General features: G+C 33.9%; 20 protein-coding genes and 2 tRNA genes. 11 read left to right on the forward strand and 11 right to left on the reverse strand.

Annotated elements, in window-relative coordinates; all coding sequences use genetic code 11:
* Positions 1-32: 32 nt before the first annotated feature.
* Positions 33-890, reverse strand: a complete 858-nt coding sequence (locus tag ABXQ82_RS06700; RefSeq protein WP_367056769.1) for a YicC/YloC family endoribonuclease — start codon at positions 888-890, stop codon at positions 33-35.
* Between the two features lie 147 nt (positions 891-1037).
* Between ABXQ82_RS06700 and ABXQ82_RS06705 the strand changes: the two genes are divergently transcribed.
* Positions 1038-2183 (forward strand): formylglycine-generating enzyme family protein, encoded by a 1146-nt coding sequence (locus tag ABXQ82_RS06705; RefSeq protein ID WP_367056772.1) that lies wholly within the window; start codon positions 1038-1040, stop codon positions 2181-2183.
* Here the strand turns inward: ABXQ82_RS06705 and ABXQ82_RS06710 are convergent.
* The gene (locus tag ABXQ82_RS06710) at positions 2180-3064 is read right to left on the reverse strand and encodes a DUF1080 domain-containing protein (protein WP_367056775.1); all 885 of its coding nucleotides are present in this window, start codon (positions 3062-3064) and stop codon (positions 2180-2182) included. The genes ABXQ82_RS06705 and ABXQ82_RS06710 overlap by 4 nt on opposite strands.
* Positions 3065-3180: 116 nt before the next feature.
* Positions 3181-3260, reverse strand: a tRNA-Leu gene (locus tag ABXQ82_RS06715).
* Between the two features lie 146 nt (positions 3261-3406).
* On the opposite strand from ABXQ82_RS06715, the gene ABXQ82_RS06720 reads away from it, so the two are divergent.
* The 4 genes from ABXQ82_RS06720 (at position 3407) to ABXQ82_RS06735 (ending at position 7103) form a co-directional block, all read left to right on the forward strand.
* Positions 3407-4348 (forward strand): ribose-phosphate pyrophosphokinase, encoded by a 942-nt coding sequence (locus ABXQ82_RS06720; protein ID WP_367056778.1) that lies wholly within the window; start codon positions 3407-3409, stop codon positions 4346-4348.
* Positions 4349-4400: 52 nt separating this feature from the next.
* On the forward strand, positions 4401-5051 hold the full coding sequence (locus ABXQ82_RS06725; RefSeq protein WP_367056781.1) for a 50S ribosomal protein L25/general stress protein Ctc: 651 nt from the start codon (positions 4401-4403) through the stop codon (positions 5049-5051).
* A gap of 165 nt (positions 5052-5216) precedes the next feature.
* Positions 5217-6725, forward strand: a complete 1509-nt coding sequence (gene atpD, locus ABXQ82_RS06730) for a F0F1 ATP synthase subunit beta (RefSeq protein WP_367056784.1) — start codon at positions 5217-5219, stop codon at positions 6723-6725.
* Between the two features lie 102 nt (positions 6726-6827).
* Positions 6828-7103, forward strand: a complete 276-nt coding sequence (locus ABXQ82_RS06735; RefSeq protein WP_367056787.1) for a hypothetical protein — start codon at positions 6828-6830, stop codon at positions 7101-7103.
* 495 nt (positions 7104-7598) lie between these two features.
* On the opposite strand, the gene ABXQ82_RS06740 is transcribed toward ABXQ82_RS06735, so the two are convergent.
* From ABXQ82_RS06740 to ABXQ82_RS06775, 8 genes are all read right to left on the reverse strand, one after another.
* Complete coding sequence (locus ABXQ82_RS06740) at positions 7599-8228, reverse strand: response regulator transcription factor (RefSeq protein WP_367056790.1); 630 nt, start codon at positions 8226-8228, stop codon at positions 7599-7601.
* 53 nt (positions 8229-8281) lie between these two features.
* On the reverse strand, positions 8282-8725 hold the full coding sequence (locus tag ABXQ82_RS06745; RefSeq protein ID WP_367056793.1) for a retropepsin-like aspartic protease: 444 nt from the start codon (positions 8723-8725) through the stop codon (positions 8282-8284).
* On the reverse strand, positions 8694-11354 hold the full coding sequence (locus ABXQ82_RS06750) for a CHAT domain-containing protein (RefSeq protein ID WP_367056796.1): 2661 nt from the start codon (positions 11352-11354) through the stop codon (positions 8694-8696). The genes ABXQ82_RS06745 and ABXQ82_RS06750 overlap by 32 nt, the downstream gene beginning before the upstream one ends.
* Entirely contained in the window at positions 11354-13303 is a 1950-nt protein-coding gene (locus ABXQ82_RS06755; RefSeq protein ID WP_367056799.1) for a PKD domain-containing protein, read from the reverse strand. The genes ABXQ82_RS06750 and ABXQ82_RS06755 overlap by 1 nt, the downstream gene beginning before the upstream one ends.
* 140 nt (positions 13304-13443) lie before the next feature.
* Complete coding sequence (locus tag ABXQ82_RS06760) at positions 13444-13875, reverse strand: PIN domain-containing protein (protein WP_367056802.1); 432 nt, start codon at positions 13873-13875, stop codon at positions 13444-13446.
* Positions 13865-14119 (reverse strand): DUF6364 family protein, encoded by a 255-nt coding sequence (locus tag ABXQ82_RS06765; protein WP_367056805.1) that lies wholly within the window; start codon positions 14117-14119, stop codon positions 13865-13867. Before ABXQ82_RS06765 ends, ABXQ82_RS06760 begins: the two co-directional genes overlap by 11 nt.
* A 384-nt stretch (positions 14120-14503) precedes the next feature.
* A complete protein-coding gene (locus ABXQ82_RS06770; protein WP_367056808.1) occupies positions 14504-15472 on the reverse strand; it encodes a hypothetical protein in 969 nt (322 codons plus the stop codon).
* A gap of 172 nt (positions 15473-15644) precedes the next feature.
* Positions 15645-16082 carry a hypothetical protein gene (locus ABXQ82_RS06775; protein WP_367056811.1) on the reverse strand — a complete coding sequence of 146 codons (438 nt, stop codon included), beginning with the start codon at positions 16080-16082 and terminating at the stop codon, positions 15645-15647.
* A 312-nt stretch (positions 16083-16394) separates the two neighbouring features.
* Here ABXQ82_RS06775 and ABXQ82_RS06780 point away from each other — a divergent pair, with 312 nt between their 5' ends.
* From ABXQ82_RS06780 to ABXQ82_RS06805, 6 genes are all read left to right on the forward strand, one after another.
* Entirely contained in the window at positions 16395-16982 is a 588-nt protein-coding gene (locus ABXQ82_RS06780; RefSeq protein WP_367056814.1) for a sigma-70 family RNA polymerase sigma factor, read from the forward strand.
* Positions 16983-17014: 32 nt separating this feature from the next.
* Positions 17015-17761, forward strand: coding sequence for a hypothetical protein (locus ABXQ82_RS06785; protein ID WP_367056817.1), 747 nt, complete (start codon positions 17015-17017; stop codon positions 17759-17761).
* 246 nt (positions 17762-18007) lie between these two features.
* Positions 18008-18775, forward strand: a complete 768-nt coding sequence (locus ABXQ82_RS06790) for a TatD family hydrolase (RefSeq protein WP_367056820.1) — start codon at positions 18008-18010, stop codon at positions 18773-18775.
* Positions 18772-19803, forward strand: coding sequence for an asparaginase (locus ABXQ82_RS06795; protein ID WP_367056823.1), 1032 nt, complete (start codon positions 18772-18774; stop codon positions 19801-19803). Before ABXQ82_RS06790 ends, ABXQ82_RS06795 begins: the two co-directional genes overlap by 4 nt.
* A gap of 74 nt (positions 19804-19877) precedes the next feature.
* A tRNA-Ser gene (locus tag ABXQ82_RS06800) sits at positions 19878-19965 on the forward strand.
* A gap of 74 nt (positions 19966-20039) precedes the next feature.
* A complete protein-coding gene (locus ABXQ82_RS06805) occupies positions 20040-20816 on the forward strand; it encodes a MotA/TolQ/ExbB proton channel family protein (protein ID WP_367056826.1) in 777 nt (258 codons plus the stop codon).

Here is a 20816-nt window from a genome sequence, read left to right on the forward strand (position 1 = left end):
TGGTTACTGCATACTGAGAACTGCCAACTTTTTTAAAGTACATTCAATAATTGTTCCTTAATTTTTTCAAGTTCATCTTTCATTTGTACCACTAATTGTTGCATAGGGGCATAATTACTTTTAGAGCCAATGGTGTTAATTTCACGTCCCATTTCCTGACTTATAAATCCAAGTTTTTTTCCGTTAGAATCTTTTGAATTGATAGATTCAATAAAGTAGTTTAGGTGGTTTTTTAGGCGCACTTTTTCTTCAGTAATATCAAACTTTTCAATGTAATACACTAGCTCCTGTTCAAATCTGTTTTCATCATATTTTTCACGCAACTCTTGAACGCCTTTCAATAAACGTTCGCGAACACCGTCAACGCGTTCAGGATCCATCGCAATTACTTTTTCAAGAATTTTACTAATTGTAGCAATACGATTATTAAAATCCTTTTCTAGAACTTTACCTTCATTCAATCTATAACTATTTAAATCGTCAACAGCTTTTTTTATTTCTGCTTCAATAATTTTCCATTCGTTTTCATCAATTTCTTCACGAACGGTGTTTAAAGCATCTGGAAAACGGACTGCCATTTTTAAAAGATCTATTTCATTACCATTCACAACCTGACTCAACTGCGCCATATATTGCTTTACAACAGGTGTGTTTATTTGCGTAGAAGTATCTTCTGCAGTTGCTTCTACAAAAATCGAAAAATCTATTTTCCCCCTAACCAATTTATCTGCCAAAAGCTTTCTTATAGTTAACTCTTTCTCTCTATAAATAGAAGGCATCCTCGCATTTAAATCTAAATTTTTGCTATTTAGGGATTTGAGTTCAATTGTAATTTTTTTAGTAGGCAATTGCAAAACAGATTTTCCGTAACCTGTCATCGAATAAATCATAAATCATGTATTAAGTTATGCAAAGGTAATTAAAACTGAACGACAGTAAACTGGCAAAAATGTGTTAAAACCATTCTTTCAAAGTCCGAATAGCGGTTTATAAAATAATTAATAGATACTTTTGTGAAAAAATAGACTAAAATTATAATGAAGTATTTACCTAAGATTGCGATTATTTTGTTTGTTTCTGTAGCTTTTTTTGGGTGCAAGGATAAAGCTGCTGAAAAGCAAGACATAAAGGAGTTAGTAGAAGAAAATGACGGGAACGTTTCGCAAAATAGTGTTGTAAAAAAGCTAGATAAAAAAGTAAAGGACAGTCTTATTTCTAATCCGCCCAGCGGTATGCTTTGGATACCGGCAGGCTCATTTTTACAAGGCGCTGTACCCCAAGATAAAACCGCAATGGCGCATGAAAAACCACAGCATCCTGTTAGCGTAGATGGGTTTTTTATGGATATTACCGAAGTAACAAACGCCCAATTCAAAAAATTTGTAGATGACACAGGGTATGTCACCATTGCAGAACGCGAAATAGATTGGGAGGAAATGAAAAAGCAAATACCGGAAGGCACTCCAAAACCGCACGATACTATTTTACAACCCGGATCTTTAATGTTTAAAAAAAGTAAATCTTCTTTGCCAAATTTATATGACTTTTCACAATGGTGGCGATGGACTATCGGTGTCAATTGGAGACATCCTAGTGGAAAGGATTCTAATATCAAAGGGAAAGACAATTACCCAGTAGTGCATATAAGTTATGAAGATGCAATAGCCTATTGCAAATGGGCTGGAAGACGTTTGCCAACAGAAGCAGAATGGGAATATGCGGCAAGAGGAACACAAAAAAACACCACGTATCTTTGGGGAGATGATACATCGAAACTTTCTAAATATGTGAATAGTTGGGAAGGCGAATTTCCAGTAAATAACACCTTAGAAGATGGTTACGAAAGAACAGCACCTGTAAAAACATACCCTGCAAACACTTTTGGGTTGTACGAAATGGCAGGGAATGTTTGGGAAATAACGGGAGATTGGTACAATTTGGATTATTATAAAGAACTGGCTGCAACAGGAAAACCTGTTATCAATCCAAAAGGGGCCGCCAAGGCTTATAATCCAAATAATCCTTATTTAGAAGAAATCATTATAAAAGGCGGTTCTTTTTTATGTAGTGAATCCTATTGTGCAAGTTATCGCGTGTCTTCTAGGATGGGTACAAGTAAAGATTCCTCATCAGAACATGTTGGTTTTAGAACTGTGGCAACACCAGAAATGTTGGTGGATTAATAAACGCAAGATTCCGGTTTGTTTTTAGCATAATAAGACTTAAAGTTTTTTGCCTTTAGATCTTTGCAACCGCATAAATCCAATAATTTTAGATTTTTAAAATCTATGGGATGGCTTTCAGCTTGAAGTGAAATGTAACCTTCTGTTATTATTTCTCCGGCTTTGACCTTCCATGTATCAGGATTCATACCCCAAGCTTTCCAGTTTTTACCTTTATAATGTTTATTTGGTATGGTCGCACCAATTTGAGGTAATTTAAAGCTAAGAACGGTATCTTTTTCAACAATGAAAGTCATTGATTCTCCTCCCATAACTATCGCTTCGGCATGCACCCATTGGTCACCAAAATAGGTTTTCGAGTTTGAAGAAATGCAATGTTCGTAATTAATGGTATCACCTATTACAACCGCCGTTCCCGGAGTACACACATTGGCTGTGGGACGTTCTCCATTATTTTTTAATCCACCAAGAAGCTGTAATTCTACCGAGACTGGAAAATTTTGATGGTATGCATTGCTTTCAGCTGATTGCGAATGCAGCATCACACCACTATTTCTAACATTCCAATGCGAGCCTCCTTCTGTTTGTTCGCCAGTAAATCGATAATCAAACTTTAATTTATAGTAAGAATAGGGTGTGTTGTAATATATATGTGCAAACTTATTGTTGAAAGTTTCGTAATTATCATATTGTATGCTGATCATGCTGTCTTTAACGACGAAAGTTTCCTTATAGTTGTGGTTTAAATCTTCGCCAGTAAATTTTATAGTCCAGTTTGATAAATCCTTACCGTTGAAAAGTGAAATCCATTCTTCAGCATCTATATTTTTTGAAACTTTCTTTTTTTCGGATTTGCATGAAAGTATTGAGATTAAAGACAAGAGTGATTAAAATTTTGATTTTCATTTTTGAATGAAGTTGAATGTTATTGGACGTTAGAAAATTACAAATAAAAAAACCGTAAAACTTTTCAATAAAGTTTTACGGTTTTAAAAAGTACTCAAGGCGGGAATCGAACCCGCACTCCGAAGAATTGGATTTTGAATCCAACGTGTCTACCAATTCCACCACTTGAGCAATTATTGGACGACAAAAATAATTTTTTTTCTTTAATTACACTCAAAAATACTGCGTAATATACTTTTTAGGTTAAAATAAATGTCTAAATTTGCACCTCGTTTAAAAAAAGTAGTCTTTAAATACTATAAAACAACTAGTTAACTATGCCCGTAGTCAATACCGAAGCTAAAATTTTTGCATGTACACAGAGTAAAGTCTTAGGTGAAAAGATAGCCAAAGCCTATGGTGCTAAGTTAGGAAACGTAATTACTTCAACATATAGTGACGGCGAGTTTCAACCTTCTTATGAAGAATCAATTCGTGGGACTAGAATTTTTATAATTGGCTCAACACATCCAGAACCAAGAAATTTAATGGAAATGCTGTTGATGATAGATGCTGCTAAACGAGCTTCTGCTAGGCATATTACTGCTGTTATGCCATATTTTGGTTGGGCAAGACAGGATAGAAAAGATAAACCGAGAGTGCCGATTGCTGCAAAATTAGTAGCAAAAATGTTGGAAGCTGCTGGTGCGACAAGAATAATTACTATGGATTTGCATGCAGATCAAATTCAAGGTTTTTTTGAAAAACCTGTAGATCATTTATTTGCATCGATAATATTTTTACCATATTTAAAAAGTTTAAACTTGCTTAATTTAACCATTGCTTCTCCAGATATGGGTGGTTCTAAAAGAGCTTATGCCTATTCTAAAGCTCTAGGAAGCGATGTTGTAATTTGTTATAAGCAACGTGCTAAAGCCAATGTGATATCGCATATGGAATTGATAGGCGATGTAACAGGTAAAAACGTGGTTTTGGTAGATGATATGGTCGATACGGCCGGTACATTAACAAAAGCAGCAGATTTAATGATGGAAAGGGGCGCATTGAGCGTTAGAGCTATTTGTACACACCCTATTTTATCGGGAAATGCATATGAAAGAATAGAAAACTCTAAACTTGAAGAGTTAATTGTTACAGACTCTATTCCATTAAAACAAGAAAGTGATAAAATTAAAGTATTGAGTTGTGCCGATTTATTTTCAGAAGTTATGGATAAGGTTCATAATAACAAATCAATCAGCTCAAAATTTGTGATGTAAATCACAATAATTAAAGAATATGAATACTATTAAATATCAATAAATAACAATTATGAAATCAATTACAATCAACGGATCTCAAAGAGAAAGCGTGGGCAAAAAAGCAACAAAAGCCTTACGTAATGCTGGTCAGGTTCCTTGCGTATTATACGGAGGAGACAAGCCATTTCATTTCTCAGCACCGGAATTAGCTTTCTCAAAACTTGTGTACACACCAAATGCGCATACAGTTGTGATTAATTTAGACAATGGAGAAACTTTAAACGCAGTTCTTCAAGACATTCAATTTCACCCCGTAACAGATAGAATCTTACACGTAGATTTCTATCAGTTATTTGAGGACAAAGAAATTGCTTTAAACATCCCAGTCCACCTAGTAGGAAACTCTAAAGGTGTTAAAAACGGTGGTGTTTTAAGAAGAAACAACAGAAAGTTACGTATCAAGGCACTACCAGTAAACTTACCAGATTTTATAGAGATAGATATTACACCTCTTAAAATTGGAGATAAAGTAGCAGTAGAAGACTTGTTAAACGAAAAGTACACATTTTTGCATACAGATAATACTGTTGTTTGTCAAATTAAAACGGCAAGAACAGCAATTGTTGATGAAGAAGAGGAAGAAGAAGAAGGAGCTGAAGGAGAAGAAGGAGCAGCAGCAGAAGGCGCTGAAGCACCGGCAGCAGAGGCATCTCAAGAATAGAAATATCTTTAGGGATAGTATAAAGCATCTCCAGTTTGGAGATGCTTTTTTATTGGAAAAAACCTCAGAAACGACTTTATTTTTAAATTAAAAAATATATCTTTGCACCCGAAAACTTAGAGAGGTTTTCATCAATTAAGTCGCATAACATTAAATACATAAGTAATGTCTAAAGTTACAGGTAAAGTTGCACAAATAGTAGGGCCAGTTATTGACGTTGAGTTCGCAGCGGGTTCAGAACTTCCAAAAATTTACGATTCATTAGAAATAAATAGACCAGATGGTTCTATTTTGGTATTAGAAGTACAATCTCACATTGGTGAAGATACAGTACGTACCATTGCAATGGATTCTTCAGATGGTTTAAGTAGAGGAACTAAAGTTAATGCTACAGGTGCTCCTATTCAAATGCCGATTGGTGATGATGTTTACGGACGTTTATTTAATGTGATTGGAGACGCTATTGATGGTCTTGGAGATTTACCTAAAGCTGGAAAAGCAGGTTTACCAATACACAGACAAGCGCCTAAGTTTGAAGACTTATCAACTTCTACTGAAGTTTTATTTACTGGTATTAAAGTCATCGATTTAATTGAACCTTATGCAAAAGGTGGAAAAATTGGTTTATTTGGTGGTGCTGGTGTTGGTAAAACAGTATTAATTCAAGAGTTGATTAATAATATAGCAAAAGGTCACGGTGGTTTATCAGTATTTGCTGGTGTAGGAGAAAGAACTCGTGAAGGAAATGACCTTTTAAGAGAGATGTTAGAATCTGGAATTATCCGCTACGGTGATGATTTTATGCATTCTATGGAAGATGGCGGATGGGATTTATCTAAAGTTGATAAATCAAAAATGAAAGAATCTAAAGCAACGTTCGTATTCGGACAAATGAATGAGCCTCCTGGAGCACGTGCGCGTGTTGCATTATCTGGTTTAACTATTGCTGAGTATTTCCGTGATGGTGCTGGAGAAGGCCAAGGAAAAGATGTATTGTTTTTCGTAGATAACATTTTCCGTTTTACACAAGCTGGATCAGAGGTATCTGCATTATTGGGTCGTATGCCTTCTGCGGTAGGTTACCAACCAACATTAGCAACAGAGATGGGTGCGATGCAGGAGCGTATTACTTCAACTAAAAGAGGTTCTATCACATCTGTACAAGCGGTTTACGTACCTGCGGATGATTTAACGGATCCTGCGCCTGCTACAACCTTTGCTCACTTAGATGCAACAACTGTACTTTCTAGAAAGATTGCTGAGTTAGGTATCTATCCTGCGGTTGACCCGTTAGATTCTACGTCGAGAATTTTAACTGCTGATATTTTAGGAAAAGAACATTACGATTGTGCGCAACGTGTTAAAGAGTTGTTACAGCGTTATAAAGAATTACAAGATATTATTGCCATCCTTGGTATGGAAGAATTATCTGAAGAAGATAAATTAGCTGTAGGTCGCGCAAGACGTGTACAACGTTTCTTATCTCAACCTTTCCACGTAGCAGAACAATTTACAGGGATACCAGGTGTATTAGTTGATATTAAAGAAACTATCAAAGGATTTAACATGATTATGGATGGTAAATTAGATCGCCTACCAGAAGCAGCCTTCAACCTTAAAGGAACCATTGAAGAAGCTATTGAAGCTGGAGATAAAATGTTAGCTGAGGCGTAGCCGAAGCTAATGCTGAATTTATTTCAGCACCTTTTAAATTGAACCTTGAATAACATTAAACAGCCCCTGAAATAATTTCAGGGTAGTAAAACAAGTTTTACCATGTATTTAGAAATTGTATCACCTGAAGCAACTTTATTTAGTGGGGAAGTAGATTCTGTTGCTGTTCCTGGCGTGAACGGTGAGTTTGAAATGCTTAATAATCACGCAGCTATTGTATCTTTATTGAAAGAAGGTCAGGTAAAGATTGTTGGAAACATTACTTTGGAAGAAGAGGTTGAAGCCAAGTTTACAAAATCTGCAAAAGGTTTTTGGTTGGCAATTGACTCTGGGACCATTGAAATGAAAGACAATAAAGTGATAGTTCTAGCAGATTAAACACTAATTATTATAATATACTAAACCCCGAAACATTAATGTTTCGGGGTTTTTGCATTTTCGTGACTAACTGAAATAAAATAAAATTTAATAAATAATAACTAATAGGTTAATAGCAATTACGGCAATAACTAAAACAGCCAGCCCAATTGCAAAGGATCGATCTAGGATAGATTCTGATGTTTTCATAATGGATTAAGTTAGGGTTTCTTTTAAGGCTGGAATAAAAACCCTGTGCTGATAACACACAGGGTCTTCGGTAATTCTCTCTCAAAAGAATCGATTAATAGCTGATGTAAATGTAGTAGGAAGTATTCAAATAAAAAATACGCACTTCTACGTATTTTTATGGTATTACTGATATTTTATAAAATGCAAAGAGCCCTAGATTTATAAAAAACCTAGAGCTCTTTTTAATTCTCCCTAAGAACTAATTAATAGCATTGTAAATGTAATATATGTTTGGATAAAAAAAAATACGTACTTGTACGTATTTTAAAGAAAGGGCTTATTTAAACCTGCCCAGATGGAGAGTGACGTAGGTTTATTGTCTAAATCTAACTTTGCAACTATATTGCTTCGGTGTTTATCAACTGTTCTCGGAGAAATAGATAGTTCTTGCGCAATTTCTTGAGATGTTTTGTTATCGGCAATAAGCTTCACAATTTTTAATTCAGATTTTGTAAGGAACTCAAGTTTTTTTGGTTTTTTGTTCTGGTTATGATTTAAATATTCTGCAATTTCCTCACTAAAATAAGGTGTATTGTTCTCAACATGTGCTATACAGGTTTCAATTTCCTCGATAGCAAATTCTTTTAAAATATAGCCATAAACCCCATATTCTAAAGCTTTGTCATAAAGGTCTTCCTCTTTGTCAAACGTAATTAAAATAACTTTTGTGGGTAAATTGTTTTTTTGTACTTCTCCTGCAATTTCTAAACCTGTCTTATAAGGCATCCTTATATCAAGTATGGCAATTTTGGGTTTAAGCTTGACTATAAGATTATAAGCTGCTTTTCCGTCTTCAGCACTTCCTAAAATGTTATAGCCTTTTGAAGTCAGGAAGTCGGTTAAACCTCTGAGCATTAGCGGATGATCATCAGCTATTACTATAGATGTATGCATTAGACTTAGGGATATTTAACTATTAATCGATTTTTTTGTAATCTTTTGAGAGCTTACAATTTTAAATATAGATATTTTTTTCCGTAATCAATTACGGCTTTCCCTTTTTTTAAAATATCTGCACCAATAATTCCATCAACAGGTGTGGAGTTATGATTTACCAAAGCAGTATTTACGTGAATCAAATTGAATAAAACCAGAACAACCTTATCATGCTTCCATTTGCCTATTTTCACTTTATTTTTTTTAGACATTTTAGTTGCCATGTCTGTAGCACCTGCGCCAGCAGCTAGAATTTTAGAATCTTTAACCTTAAGATTGAATGTTTCAATAGCTTCAAAGCCTACGCAAGAACTTGATGCGCCTGTATCTAAAATAAAATTACCTTTTACACCATTAATTGTGGCTTTAATTTCAAAATGATTGGTTTTCGTCAACTTCAACTTAATTTTGGTGTACTCTTTTTCAAGAAGGAATTCTTGCAGTGTCTTTTCCATTACGCTTTTTATATTTCAAAAGTAAAAATACTAGAATCAAAATAAATGCGATTCCAATACATGTATAATAAATTGATTTGGATGTATTTGGTGGAGTTAATTTGCCATAATAAACAAACGCACCCCAATAATAGGGCGATTTCTTAGCATTGTTAATAGCGTCATTTTGTAAATAATCCAATTTCGATTTTTGGTTTGAATATGAAGCCGATGTTGAACTGCTAAGGTTTTCATAAAACGATTGCATCATCTGTGAGGTTGATAAATCGTTTATTTGCCATAATGAAAACAGCAGGTTTTTTACTCCAGCATATTGAAACCCTCGCGCAATACTCATAGCACCTTCGCCTTTATAAAGTTTGCCTATGCCGGTTTCGCATGCGCTTAAAACAACTAAACTGGCGTTTAAATCAAGGCTGTTAAGTGCATTCAAATATAAAGTGTCATCATAAAAATCGATATTAGCTGGTGTTATAAAATCCCCGCTACTGGCATGTGTGGATAAGTGTAAAATACTGTAATCAGTGGCGTTTTCTAAAAAATTAATTTTAGTTGCCTTTTCATGCATTAACAGTTGAGCATCTGTTTCGTTTTTTATGGCGGAAGCTTCTTTGACCGAATATGTAAGTTGCTTCTCCGTGGCTTCAAAAACTGGAAATACGCCTAAAAGCTTGTCGTTTTTAATTGGTTGATGTTCCGTGATATAGAATGAAATATTAGAACTGTAAACTATATTTTGTTGTTGAACCACAAATGGCATTTTAGAAAACGCCATCGCGTTGGTTTCAGAAGTTAAAAGGGTTTCAAAAGGGATGAAATTCAATAATCCGTCAGGGATTATAATAGCATTTTTATATGCTGAAATACGATCAAGTTTCAAAAATTTATAAAGTTGAAATGCTTTTGTTGTAAATGCATTGATATCGTTATTTATAATGGAAGCCGTATCAAAAAGATGAATAAAATCTGTGATTTGCTGTTTCGTTTCAGAAGTTATTTCGACGGGATGCATTGAGATATTTTCATTTGAAACAATAAATTGATAGATTGTGTTTTTACCATAGAAATATTCCACTAAAACAGCTTCATTTTGCAACAGTTTCTCCTGTAAACCTTCTAAAGAAAAATTAGTGCTATCTTCAGAATATTTTGATAAAATAGCTCTTTTTAATGCTTTTAACTGAAGACTGATAGTACTTAGGTTTTTGCTTAACTGATTGATCGTTGGAGGATTATTGTCGTTTAATTGCTCTTTAACAAGCAAATTTGTAATGCGTTCCTGTTCTTTTAAAAGATTGAATTCTTTAATTAATAAGCTGTCTTTTGGGAATTTTTGAAGGCGTAACTTTTTTTGAAACATTTCTGTTAAACTCGATGCTTTATTGTTTTCAGAATATTGAAGTGCTTTAAATAGGAGCGACTTTTCGTTAGTCTTTTGGTAAGCTCGATATAAAATATCGATGCATTTTTCACTTCTAATTCTATTATTGGTTTCATTTAGAATTTTAGTTTCTTGTGATGTCCAACTATCCTTCAATAAATCAGAGACATAAAAACTTAGGTTGTAGCTTTCTAAGGCAATTTCAGGATTTTGCTGAATGAAGGCATATACATCGAAAATATCAATAAATGTATTTTCGGCATATAAATCGGTTTTTTTAGGTAATGAAGAGCTGGTAACATTTGGAATTAAAACTTTAATAGCAGCATCTAGGTTTTGAGTTGCTTTTTTTTTGTCGTTTAATAAAACATATAGTTGCGCTTCCTCTACATGTAGTTTTGCCAAATCCCGTTTTTGTAATTTTTCATCTGATAATCTCGTCGTCTTAACGTTCTGAAATTCCAAAAGAGCAGTTTTATAGTCGCCTTTTTTAAGAGCGATTTTATAATTTATCTCATTGTTGGATGCATTAGTAATAGTTGTTATATCGCCTAAAGCAATTTGGCCATCAACATTTAAAGCAATCAGTTTTTGTTTTTGACTTGGATTTATGTCCGGATGATTTATATAATCTGAAGTGAGTTTAATCACCGTTTCATGTTTTCCAATAGTTTGATAAAGTTGCGCTAGATTGATAGCGCCAGTAACTTCTTGTTTATAGTTTTTATTTTTTTCTGCTAAAAACGTATAGTGTTTTATGGTGCTTTCGGCATTGGTGTAATCGCCCGTTTTGGTATATAGATTGCCTAAAGGAATTAAACAATTCTCAATGACGTCAAAATCTGATAATTTTGAAAGTTCATGTGTGTTAAAACGTTTTAAAGCATCTTCATAAGTTTCAATAGCTTGTTTTAGTTGTGAATTTTGGTCTAAATAATGCCCTTTGTGACATTGTAGAAACACCAAAGCTAATTGCTCGTCTTTAGTTTTTGCTAGTTTTTTAAAGCTTACCTCCTGTTGGTTTAAAACTTGAAGTGCTATTGTATTTGGGTTTGCAATAAACGTTTCAGCGGCTACATAAATGGTTTCTTCTAGATTTTGGGAAAAACTTAATGACGAAATAAGAAAAACAAAAAGACACAATTTTTTAACGAATAGTTTCAGACCTGTCAGTCCCGAAACTTCGGGATGAAAACCTGACAGGTCTTTTGCAGATACGAGAGTAATTTGCCCACTAAAGTTTAGCATCAAAATTTCCATATGGCATACAATTGCCAATAATTAAAATCATCTTCAAAATTCATAATGTAGCGCGCGCCTAAACTTGGCCCAATTCTTGCGAAACCAGCCGTGGCTTCAAATAATAAACCGGTTCTTAAATTTGTAAACGACTCTGTTTGGCTATTGGTTTCTTCATTGGTATTAATAACAGGAGCTCCAGGTTGAACGCCTTCAAATTGCTCAATCATCACAGCATTGTTGCTTTTTTGACTCACTGAAATAGTGTTTTGTAAACCAGCTCCAAGACCAATATAATTATTAACGTTATAACGCAATAACACGGGAATATCCCAATCTATATTTTCAAAGGACGTGTTTGTAGTGGTACGTTGCCTAAATCGAAAGCCCTGTGGCCCATCAACTAGTTCTTCAACAACTTGGGTATCGGCATCATAATTATGAAAATTGTTCATCAGTTCTATTTGCCAATACCAGCGATAGGATTTATAAGGCGATAGTGTTGCTCCAATAAAATAGCTTTCAGAATTTTTTAAATCTGAAAACGAATTATAGCCCACTTTTGCACCTATGGATATTCCGGGCAAAAATCGCGTGGTAGAGTAATTGGTGATAATAGGGTCGTTTTTATCAAAAATTATAGCGGTTCTACTTTTGGTCTTTTTCTTATGAAAATCCTTGGCGAATTTGATCTTGTATTTTACGAAACCTTTAGTGGAATCATATTCTTTTACGTTTTTTTGTTCGCTTCCCGGGAGATAAATATTTTTAAATGTGAAAATAGCTTGAGTATCTGTAAATGTGGTGTCCAGACAACTGTAAATTACTTCGCGTTTCGGACAGATGTCGCATTTGGGATACATGTCGGTCACCTCTAAAGTAGATTTATCCAGCATTTCTGGAATATCGGTTTCCAAACGAATGGTGCTTGCTGGTCCTTCGCCATTATTTTGGAATTTAATCTTGTATTTTAAGGTTTTAAAACGCACAAACCTGTAATTCATAAAGGTTCCGTTTGAAGACATTTTGTTGGGATCGTGCGAGGTTACAATTTCCATTTCCATGTCTTTTACTTTGTGGTTGTCATAGTTGGCATCAGGAATATAAATACCTCTCACCGATATTATGGCGCTCGTATCTTTTACCATTTCTGGTGTGGTTTTTAAACTGAAAAAGATATTGCGTTCTTCTTTTGGTTGCAAATCATCAAATTCCAGAACGCTCCAGTTTTTATAAATAGCTTTAGATTCTGCAATGGTTTCAACTAGGTTCATTCTTTCTGTAGAATCTTGTAATGCTTGACTGCTATTAATAATTTCATTATTTATTGATGCCAAGTATGTGTTTTCATCTTCAATATGATGCGTATAAGCAAACCCAGTTTCAGAGTTGTTTTTTTCATTATGATGTGTCCTTATCTCTAAAACCTCAAAATTATTCGCCTTGTATTTTTGTTCATTGTAAAACAAATACAGCTTTCCGTTAGTTTCATAATCCTTGATGTTTTTATAGCTAACTATGGTTACCATTTCTTGATCTGGAACAGGTTCTCTATTGCGTTTCAAAATAAAATCTTCGTCCATTGAAGCAACATCTTGATACTCTGAAGTTACATTAGAAATCGCCACTTTTTTGGGTCTGGTAGTTGGAGGTTTTCCCGTATCATAATTATTTGTTGCCCATAGTTTCACTTCATACTCGCCTTTTTTCTTATAGGTGTGTTTTGGTTTTTCTGCTGTGCTATAATTGCCGTCTCCAAATTCCCAGTAATGGGTATAAAAAGCTTTTGGCGCTCCTGCAATTTGATTTAAGGCAGGTGTTTCTGGAGTGAAAAGAACTTCATTTCCGTTAACAACATCTTTTATCGTTGCCGTTCGTGTAAGTGTATCGTTCGCTATTTGCGCTTGACTAAAACTGCAAATGCTAATAAGGAAAAAGTAGATTAACCATTTATTCATGATGATAAGGGTTTTTAATAGTGGTTTTGTATATCATTAATTGGGGTGATTAAGTAAATAAAAACCAAATGAAAATCCGCGAGTCCTAAAACATCCGAATTCGAAAGGCAGACAAGAACTAGTAATTAATGATACTTTAGTTAGCTTTCGTTGCTTTCTTTCAATTTTAAGAAATTTAGCGGCGTCATAACTGCTATTTTTGAGTTTCTGTAATCTTTTATATTTCGTGTGATTATAGCATCTAAATTTTTAATTGTTAGTGCCGAAGAATACTGAATAGAATCTTCAAAATCTTTAAAATCGTTTTTAAGTGCTTGAATGACTTCTTTCTTTGTTGTTCCTATGATTTCAGTCATTTCGGCTAAGGATTCTATGACTTCAAGAGTTTTCTTATGCCCTAAATATTTTCTGACGATATAATATATATTGTTAATGCTCAATGCTGATATATACAATGCAATATCTCCTTTTTCACTCAATTCAAAAAGTTCACTTGCTGAATTTACATGAGGTTCTCTATCGGTAAAGAAGTCAATAACTACATCAGAATCTACAAACAGTTTAAACACCATATTTTTTTGATAATTCTTCGGTTAACGTTTTTTTATAGTCGAAGTCTTTTTCGATTTTGATGATACCTCTTAGCTTTCTTACTTTCGGGGAAAGTTGTTTTTCCTTAATTTTTCTTCTATTTACAGTTACTAACTTAAAGTAGTTTTCAACCATTTCAGAAAGACTTTGTCCTTTCTCTTTTGCATACTCTTTGGCAATTTCAATAACTTCTTTTTCTATTGTTAATGTCAATTTGGTATTCATTGTTATTTTTTTTCAAATATACGTGTTTGTTTTTATTTTAGCAACACGTGTCTTTAGTGGTGGATAGCTCTAATATATGTAAAAGTGAGAACTTCAATATTTAAAATGAATTCAGTTTAAATAATTAATAACTGGAATTTGATATAATCAATAGGATGTTGGCACTAATAACTAAAACTATCAGCACAACAAGTAATATGATATATAGCCTTTTCTTCATTATGAATGCATCTTATATCTTTATATCAACAGATGTTCTATTTTGTTACCCGTTTGAATGAGTTGAATAAAAAAAACCAGAAACTTTGGGAGGTTTCTGGCTTTAAATAAGTAGGTTAAAAATGGGGCAAAACCATTTTAAGTAGGTACTACATTAGTAGATGTTTAAGGTAATGCGTTAATAATCGCAGTTAATTGTGCTTCTGTAGCAATAGCTGTTTCTTCGTCGGTAAACGTGATAATTCCGTCTTCAACAATAGTTACTGCTTGTATGGCGTATTTCCAGTTGTCATTTTCTTCTGTTGCAAAAATAATATGACATTCCAATCCAACAGGGATCTGTCCGTAATGTTCGCTGAACAAACCAGTTCCCGCATCATATGTATCCAAGTTTGCTAATCCTGTTTCTTCACCATCATATGAAATAAAAACCGAACTATTTGTGTTATCATACCCAGTAGGTACTGCAACAAGAATCGTTGTTTTTGGTCTTGGGTCGTTATAAAAACGATCTACATTAGACCATCCGAAAGATTGAAAAAATCCATAATATTGGTTGCCCTCGGCAAACACACCACCTTGTCCAGTATTATCTTCTTCCTCGTCCCATGTTAAGTTGCCATTGGCATCTATTCTACCTTCCCAAAGTGTCATTTCGGTATCAGGACCTCCAGTTAAATCCGTTGGGATAGACATTTGAAATCCACATGTAGTTTCTAAAATTGCACCATTTTGAGTCGCGTTTACAAAAAACTCGCCACCTGAAATTAAAAGTGCTTTATCGCCATTTGGCAAAGTTCCCATGGTGGGTTTGTTGGTGGTAAGCATGTTTCCTTTTTCAAAAAGTTCCACAAATTCTAAATTAACTTGCCCAGTTACAGGGCTTCCGTTTAGTGTTAAACATGCGCCATTGATGTAAATTTCCACACCTTTATCAGATGTTAAATTGATGTTCCCGTCGTCTGCATTAAACTGAAAAGTTTGTGTTAAACCCTCTAAGGCTGCTTCTTTTAAGTTGTTAAAATCTTCTGCCGAAGCACGTATTATAATGTCGTTGTCATCTGATGTTTCACAGCTTGTAAATAAAATTACGGTCATTAATAATGTTCCAAAAATGTGTTTTAAATTTTTCATGATAATTGGGTTTTAAATTGTTATTCAAGTTTATATCAATAGGGCAATCATTTTGTTACCCTGTTTTTGTAATTTTTTAGTGAAACTAGATTTTGAGAAGTCTGAAAGACACACTCAAAATCTAGAGTTGAACTAATCCCGCTTTTTCAGCGGGATCTCATTCTTATAGTTTTTACTGTTGAGGTTGACTGATAATCATTTTAGATACAATAGCGTCTCCAGAAGCTACTAATTGTATCATTTTATGTGCATAATCTTCAGTTGATGAATAGCCTTTTGCTGTTCCTGTTGCAGTTTCAACTTCCCAGAAATAATTTCTTTTGGTATTAATTTCAGATTTTAAGACGAAGAAGCTTTTAATTTCTGTTCCTGTTACAACTTCATTAGAACTTGATAATGCTATCATTTTTTTCGCCTGTTCTAAAGACAATGATGTACCTGCATAAGTGCCTTTGGTAGTTTCAACTTTCCACTCAAAAACTTGAGCGATGTTGTTTTTTGTAATTTCTACAGCTTCAATTGAAGTGTTAGTGGTCGTGTTTTCACTTGTAGCATTCATATTTAAAATTGATAATACTACGGTTCCGATAATTAAAATTGATTTTCTCATAATTTCTAAATTTTTATAGATTAATTAAATGTTGTTTAGCCTTTAATTTTTGACTGTTACACCCTTATATCAAAACCATTTAAAAATTGTTACCCTTTTTTTTTTGAAAGTTTTTTTACTCGAAAAGAATTTCCTAGGCGTAGTCTAGGGTTTCCGTTGATTTGTCATTCCCGTGAAAACGGGAATCTAAATACAGAATTTCGTTTTTTACCACTTTAAGACTTGGTAAAATCCACCAAAAGCTTAATATAAAAGAGGTAAGATTAACTTGTTTCAAGAAATTCTTTATTTTAGTAGCAAATACAAGGGTTAATGAGCGAAAAAAAAATTCACGAAGACCAGAAATATATAGACGGATTGCTTAAAAACAATGCCTTTATCATACAATCTATATATGATAAGCATGTGCCAAAAGTGATAAACTATATAAAACAGAATAGTGGAAGCGCAGATGAAGCTAAAGATGTTGTCCAAGACACTTTAATAACCATATATAATCAAGCAAGCGAAAAAAAGTTGCAATTAACCTGTCCGTTTGATGCCTATTTCTTTTTACTCTGCAAGCGTAAATGGTTAAACGTTTTAAAAAAATCTTCCCATAAAGAGGTAACAATTAACGAGGAAGTGTTATCTAAAGGTGACGAGGCCCAAGAACTAGCTTTTGAAACCTCAGTATTTGGCGAAAAACAAGCCTTATTTACAGAGATGTTCAATAAATTAGGGACAGCGTGCAAGGATTTGTTAACCGCTACTTTTAAGATAAAATCCATGGAAGAAGTGGCAAAAAGTTTAGGTGTTAGTTATGCCTATGCTAGAAAAAAGAAGTCCTTATGCATTGGGAAATTAACAGAACTGGTTCAAGGCTCGCCTAAATTTAACCACATATCAAATGAATTTTAGAGTTTATTTGGTATTAAAAACACGTAATTGTTATGGACGATCAAAATTACATACTGTTTGAAGCGTATTTATCTGATGAATTATCTAAAGATGAAATAATTGCTTTTGAAACCAGGTTAAAAACGGAATCTGAATTTCATCAGGCATTTGAAACTTATAAAGAACTCTCTTCTTTTCTAGAGCATAAGTTTGAAAATGAAGCAGCCTCACATGCATTTCAAAAGAATTTAAATAAAATTTCTGAAGCTCATTTTAATAAAGTTGAAGAAACGGTTGGCTCTAAAGGCACGACTAAAACCTATACCTTAATGAAGTATCTCGTTGCGGCATGTGTTGTTGTGCTATTCGGGATTTTCAGCTTGAATCAATTTTCAAGTCCAACTTATGGCGATTATGCGGATTACAATCAGATAAGTTTAACCGTTAGAGGAGCTAATAGTAAATTGTTGCAAACCGCCGAAAATGCTTTTAATACGAAAGATTTTGCTAAGGCTGAAGAAGCTTTTAGTCGGTTAATAGCTGAAGATGAAACCAATTCAGAATTGAAATTGTATAGCGCAATTTCCAATATTGAATTAAATAATTTTGAAACTGCTGATGGATTATTAGAAGATTTAAGAAGAGGAAATTCAGCATTCAAACATAAAGCCACGTGGTATTTGGCATTAAGTAAATTAAAACAAGATAATGAAACAGCATGTTTTGAGATTTTGAAAACAATTCCTGAAGATGCAGAAGATTATGAGAAAGCGCAAAAATTGATTAAGAAATTAGATTAAATGAATTGTTTGCGTTGACCTGCGAGGTTTCAAAAACCTTGTAGGTCTTATTAAAGAAACCTACAAGGTCTCCAAGACCTCGCAGGTTAAAAACAAAATACTGAAAAGTCATCATTTAAAAGTAATGGATTTTTATTAGTGAATTGCTTAGACCTTTCAGGTTTTCAAAACCTGAAAGGTCTTTTTCAATCCATGAAAATCCGTGAAATCTGTGTCCGCCTTCAAATACTTCATTATTTTTACAACATGATAATTACCGACACCCACACCCATTTATACAGCGAAGCTTTTGATGACGATAGAAACGAGATGATTAACCGTGCCATTAAAAAAGGTGTCTCCCGGTTTTTTATCCCGGCCATCGATTCTACCTATACGGCATCCATGCTTCAGTTAGAAAAAGACTTTCCTGAAAATATCTTTTTAATGATGGGTTTACATCCCACCCACGTCAAAGAAAATTATAAAGATGAATTAAAACATGTTGAGGAAATGCTCGCCCAACGACAATTTTATGCAGTAGGCGAAATTGGAATTGACTTATACTGGGATACATCAACATTAGAAATTCAGAAAGAAGCATTCAAACATCAAATTCAACTCGCTAAACACTATAAATTACCTATTGTAATTCATTGTCGCCAAGCTTTCGATGCAATTTTTGAAGTTCTGGAAAGTGAAAAAAGTGAGGATTTATTTGGGATTTTTCATTGTTTTACTGGAACTTTAGAGCAAGCACATAAGGCTATCTCCTATAATTTGAAATTGGGAATTGGAGGAGTGGCAACCTTCAAAAACGGAAAAATAGATCAATTTTTAAATGAGATAGATTTAAAACATATCGTTTTAGAGACAGATGCGCCATATTTATCGCCTGTACCATATAGAGGAAAACGTAATGAAAGCGCTTATATAATTAATGTATTAGAAAAATTATCGGATATTTATAATATTCCAAAAGAAGAAATTGCAGCCATAACTACTCAAAACTCAAAAGACGTTTTCAAAATATGAGTCAAACCAAACCAAACATATTATTGATATATACGGGCGGAACCATTGGTATGGTAAAAGATATCAAAACGGGAGCTTTGCATGCTTTCAACTTTAAAAACCTCATAAAACAAATCCCGGAATTACAGCTTTTAGATTGTAACATAGAAACCGTTTCATTTGAAAACCCCATAGATTCTAGTAACATGAATCCAGAAAACTGGGTCCAAATTGCCGAAATTATTGAAGCCAATTATAATAAGTTTGATGGTTTTGTAGTGCTTCATGGAAGCGATACGATGAGTTATACAGCGTCGGCATTAAGTTTTATGTTAGAGAATTTAGCTAAACCAGTTGTTTTTACAGGCTCTCAATTGCCAATAGGTGATTTAAGAACAGATGCCAAGGAAAATTTAATCACTTCAATTCAAATAGCATCATTACAAGAACATAACTCATCTGTAATAAAAGAAGTCTGTTTGTATTTTGAATATAAATTGTATCGAGGTAACCGAACCACTAAAATTAACGCAGAACATTTTCAAGCCTTTAATTCCTTAAACTATCCGTGTTTGGTGGAATCGGGAGTGCATTTAAAGGTAAATCATCAATATGTATTAAAGCCTAAAGCGGATAAACCTTTAAATGTCCACAAAATTCTAGATAATAATATTGCTTTAGTTAAGCTGTTTCCTGGGATTACCGAATCTTTTTTAAGGAGTGCCTTAAACACTAAAAATTTAAAAGCCGTAATTTTAGAAACCTATGGGTCAGGTAATTGCACCACAGGAAATTGGTTTCTAGAGATATTAAAGAAAACTATTTCAAAAGGTATAGCTATTATAAACGTAACGCAATGTGTAGGCGGAAGTGTAAATATGGGGCAGTATGAAACCAGTAACGGACTATTAAAAATAGGAGTCATATCCGGAAAAGATATGACGACAGAATCTGCGATTACAAAATTAATGTACTTATTAGGGAAATCTTATTCTGGTAAATTGCTCAAAATGAAGTTTGAAACCCCTTTAAGAGGGGAAATGTCGTAAAAATACCCGTTAAAGTTTTAGCGTTTCATATTTTTTTTGTTATTTGGACATCCTTAAAAGTACGATTGAATTAAAGAGAGGTGGCCGAGTGGTCGAAGGCGCACGCTTGGAAAGCGTGTATACCTCAAAAGGGTATCGAGGGTTCGAATCCCTTCCTCTCTGCACAATTAATTATTTTTTAATTGTATTTTTTTTATATCTTTAACACTTTAACTAATAAAATTAAGATTTAGAACATGAAAAGATTATTTTCTATCCTAGCCATAACAGGAATGATGGTATTTGGAACAGCAAATGCAACTACGAATGCAACAGTCACTACTGCTGCTACAACTGTTGTAACTACTCAGGAATCTGAAACCACAGCAACTGCTGAAAAAGAACTTGGGTTTCATCAAGGATTAAAAAAGCGTTTTATTGAAGGAGGTCCTGGTTTTATGGGGATTGTACTTTTATGTTTAATTCTTGGACTAGCCATCGCTATCGAGAGAATTATCTTTTTAAACCTTTCTACTACAAATACAAAAAAATTAACCCAAAACGTTGAAGATGCATTGGCATCTGGCGGTGTTGAAGCTGCAAAAGAAGTTTGTAGAAATACAAAGGGCCCTATCGCGTCCATCTTCTATCAAGGTTTAGACAGAACAGACGAAGGTATAGAGGCAGCAGAAAAAGCTGTTGTAGCCTACGGAGGTGTTCAAATGGGACAATTAGAAAAGAATGTATCTTGGATTTCATTATTTATCGCTCTGGCGCCAATGCTTGGTTTCATGGGTACGGTAATTGGTATGATTCAAGCATTCGATAAAATTGAAGCTGCAGGTGATATGAATCCATCATTAGTAGCAGGAGGTATTAAAGTAGCACTTTTAACTACAGTATTTGGTTTGGTTGTTGCAATTATACTTCAAATTTTTTACAATTATATTATTGCTAAAATTGATAGCATTGTTAATGATATGGAAGATTCTTCTATCACATTAATGGATTTGCTAATCAGACACAAGAAGTAA

Source organism: Algibacter sp. 2305UL17-15 (assembly GCF_040720935.1).
In the GTDB taxonomy this organism is placed as follows: Bacteria; Bacteroidota; Bacteroidia; order Flavobacteriales; family Flavobacteriaceae; genus Jejuia.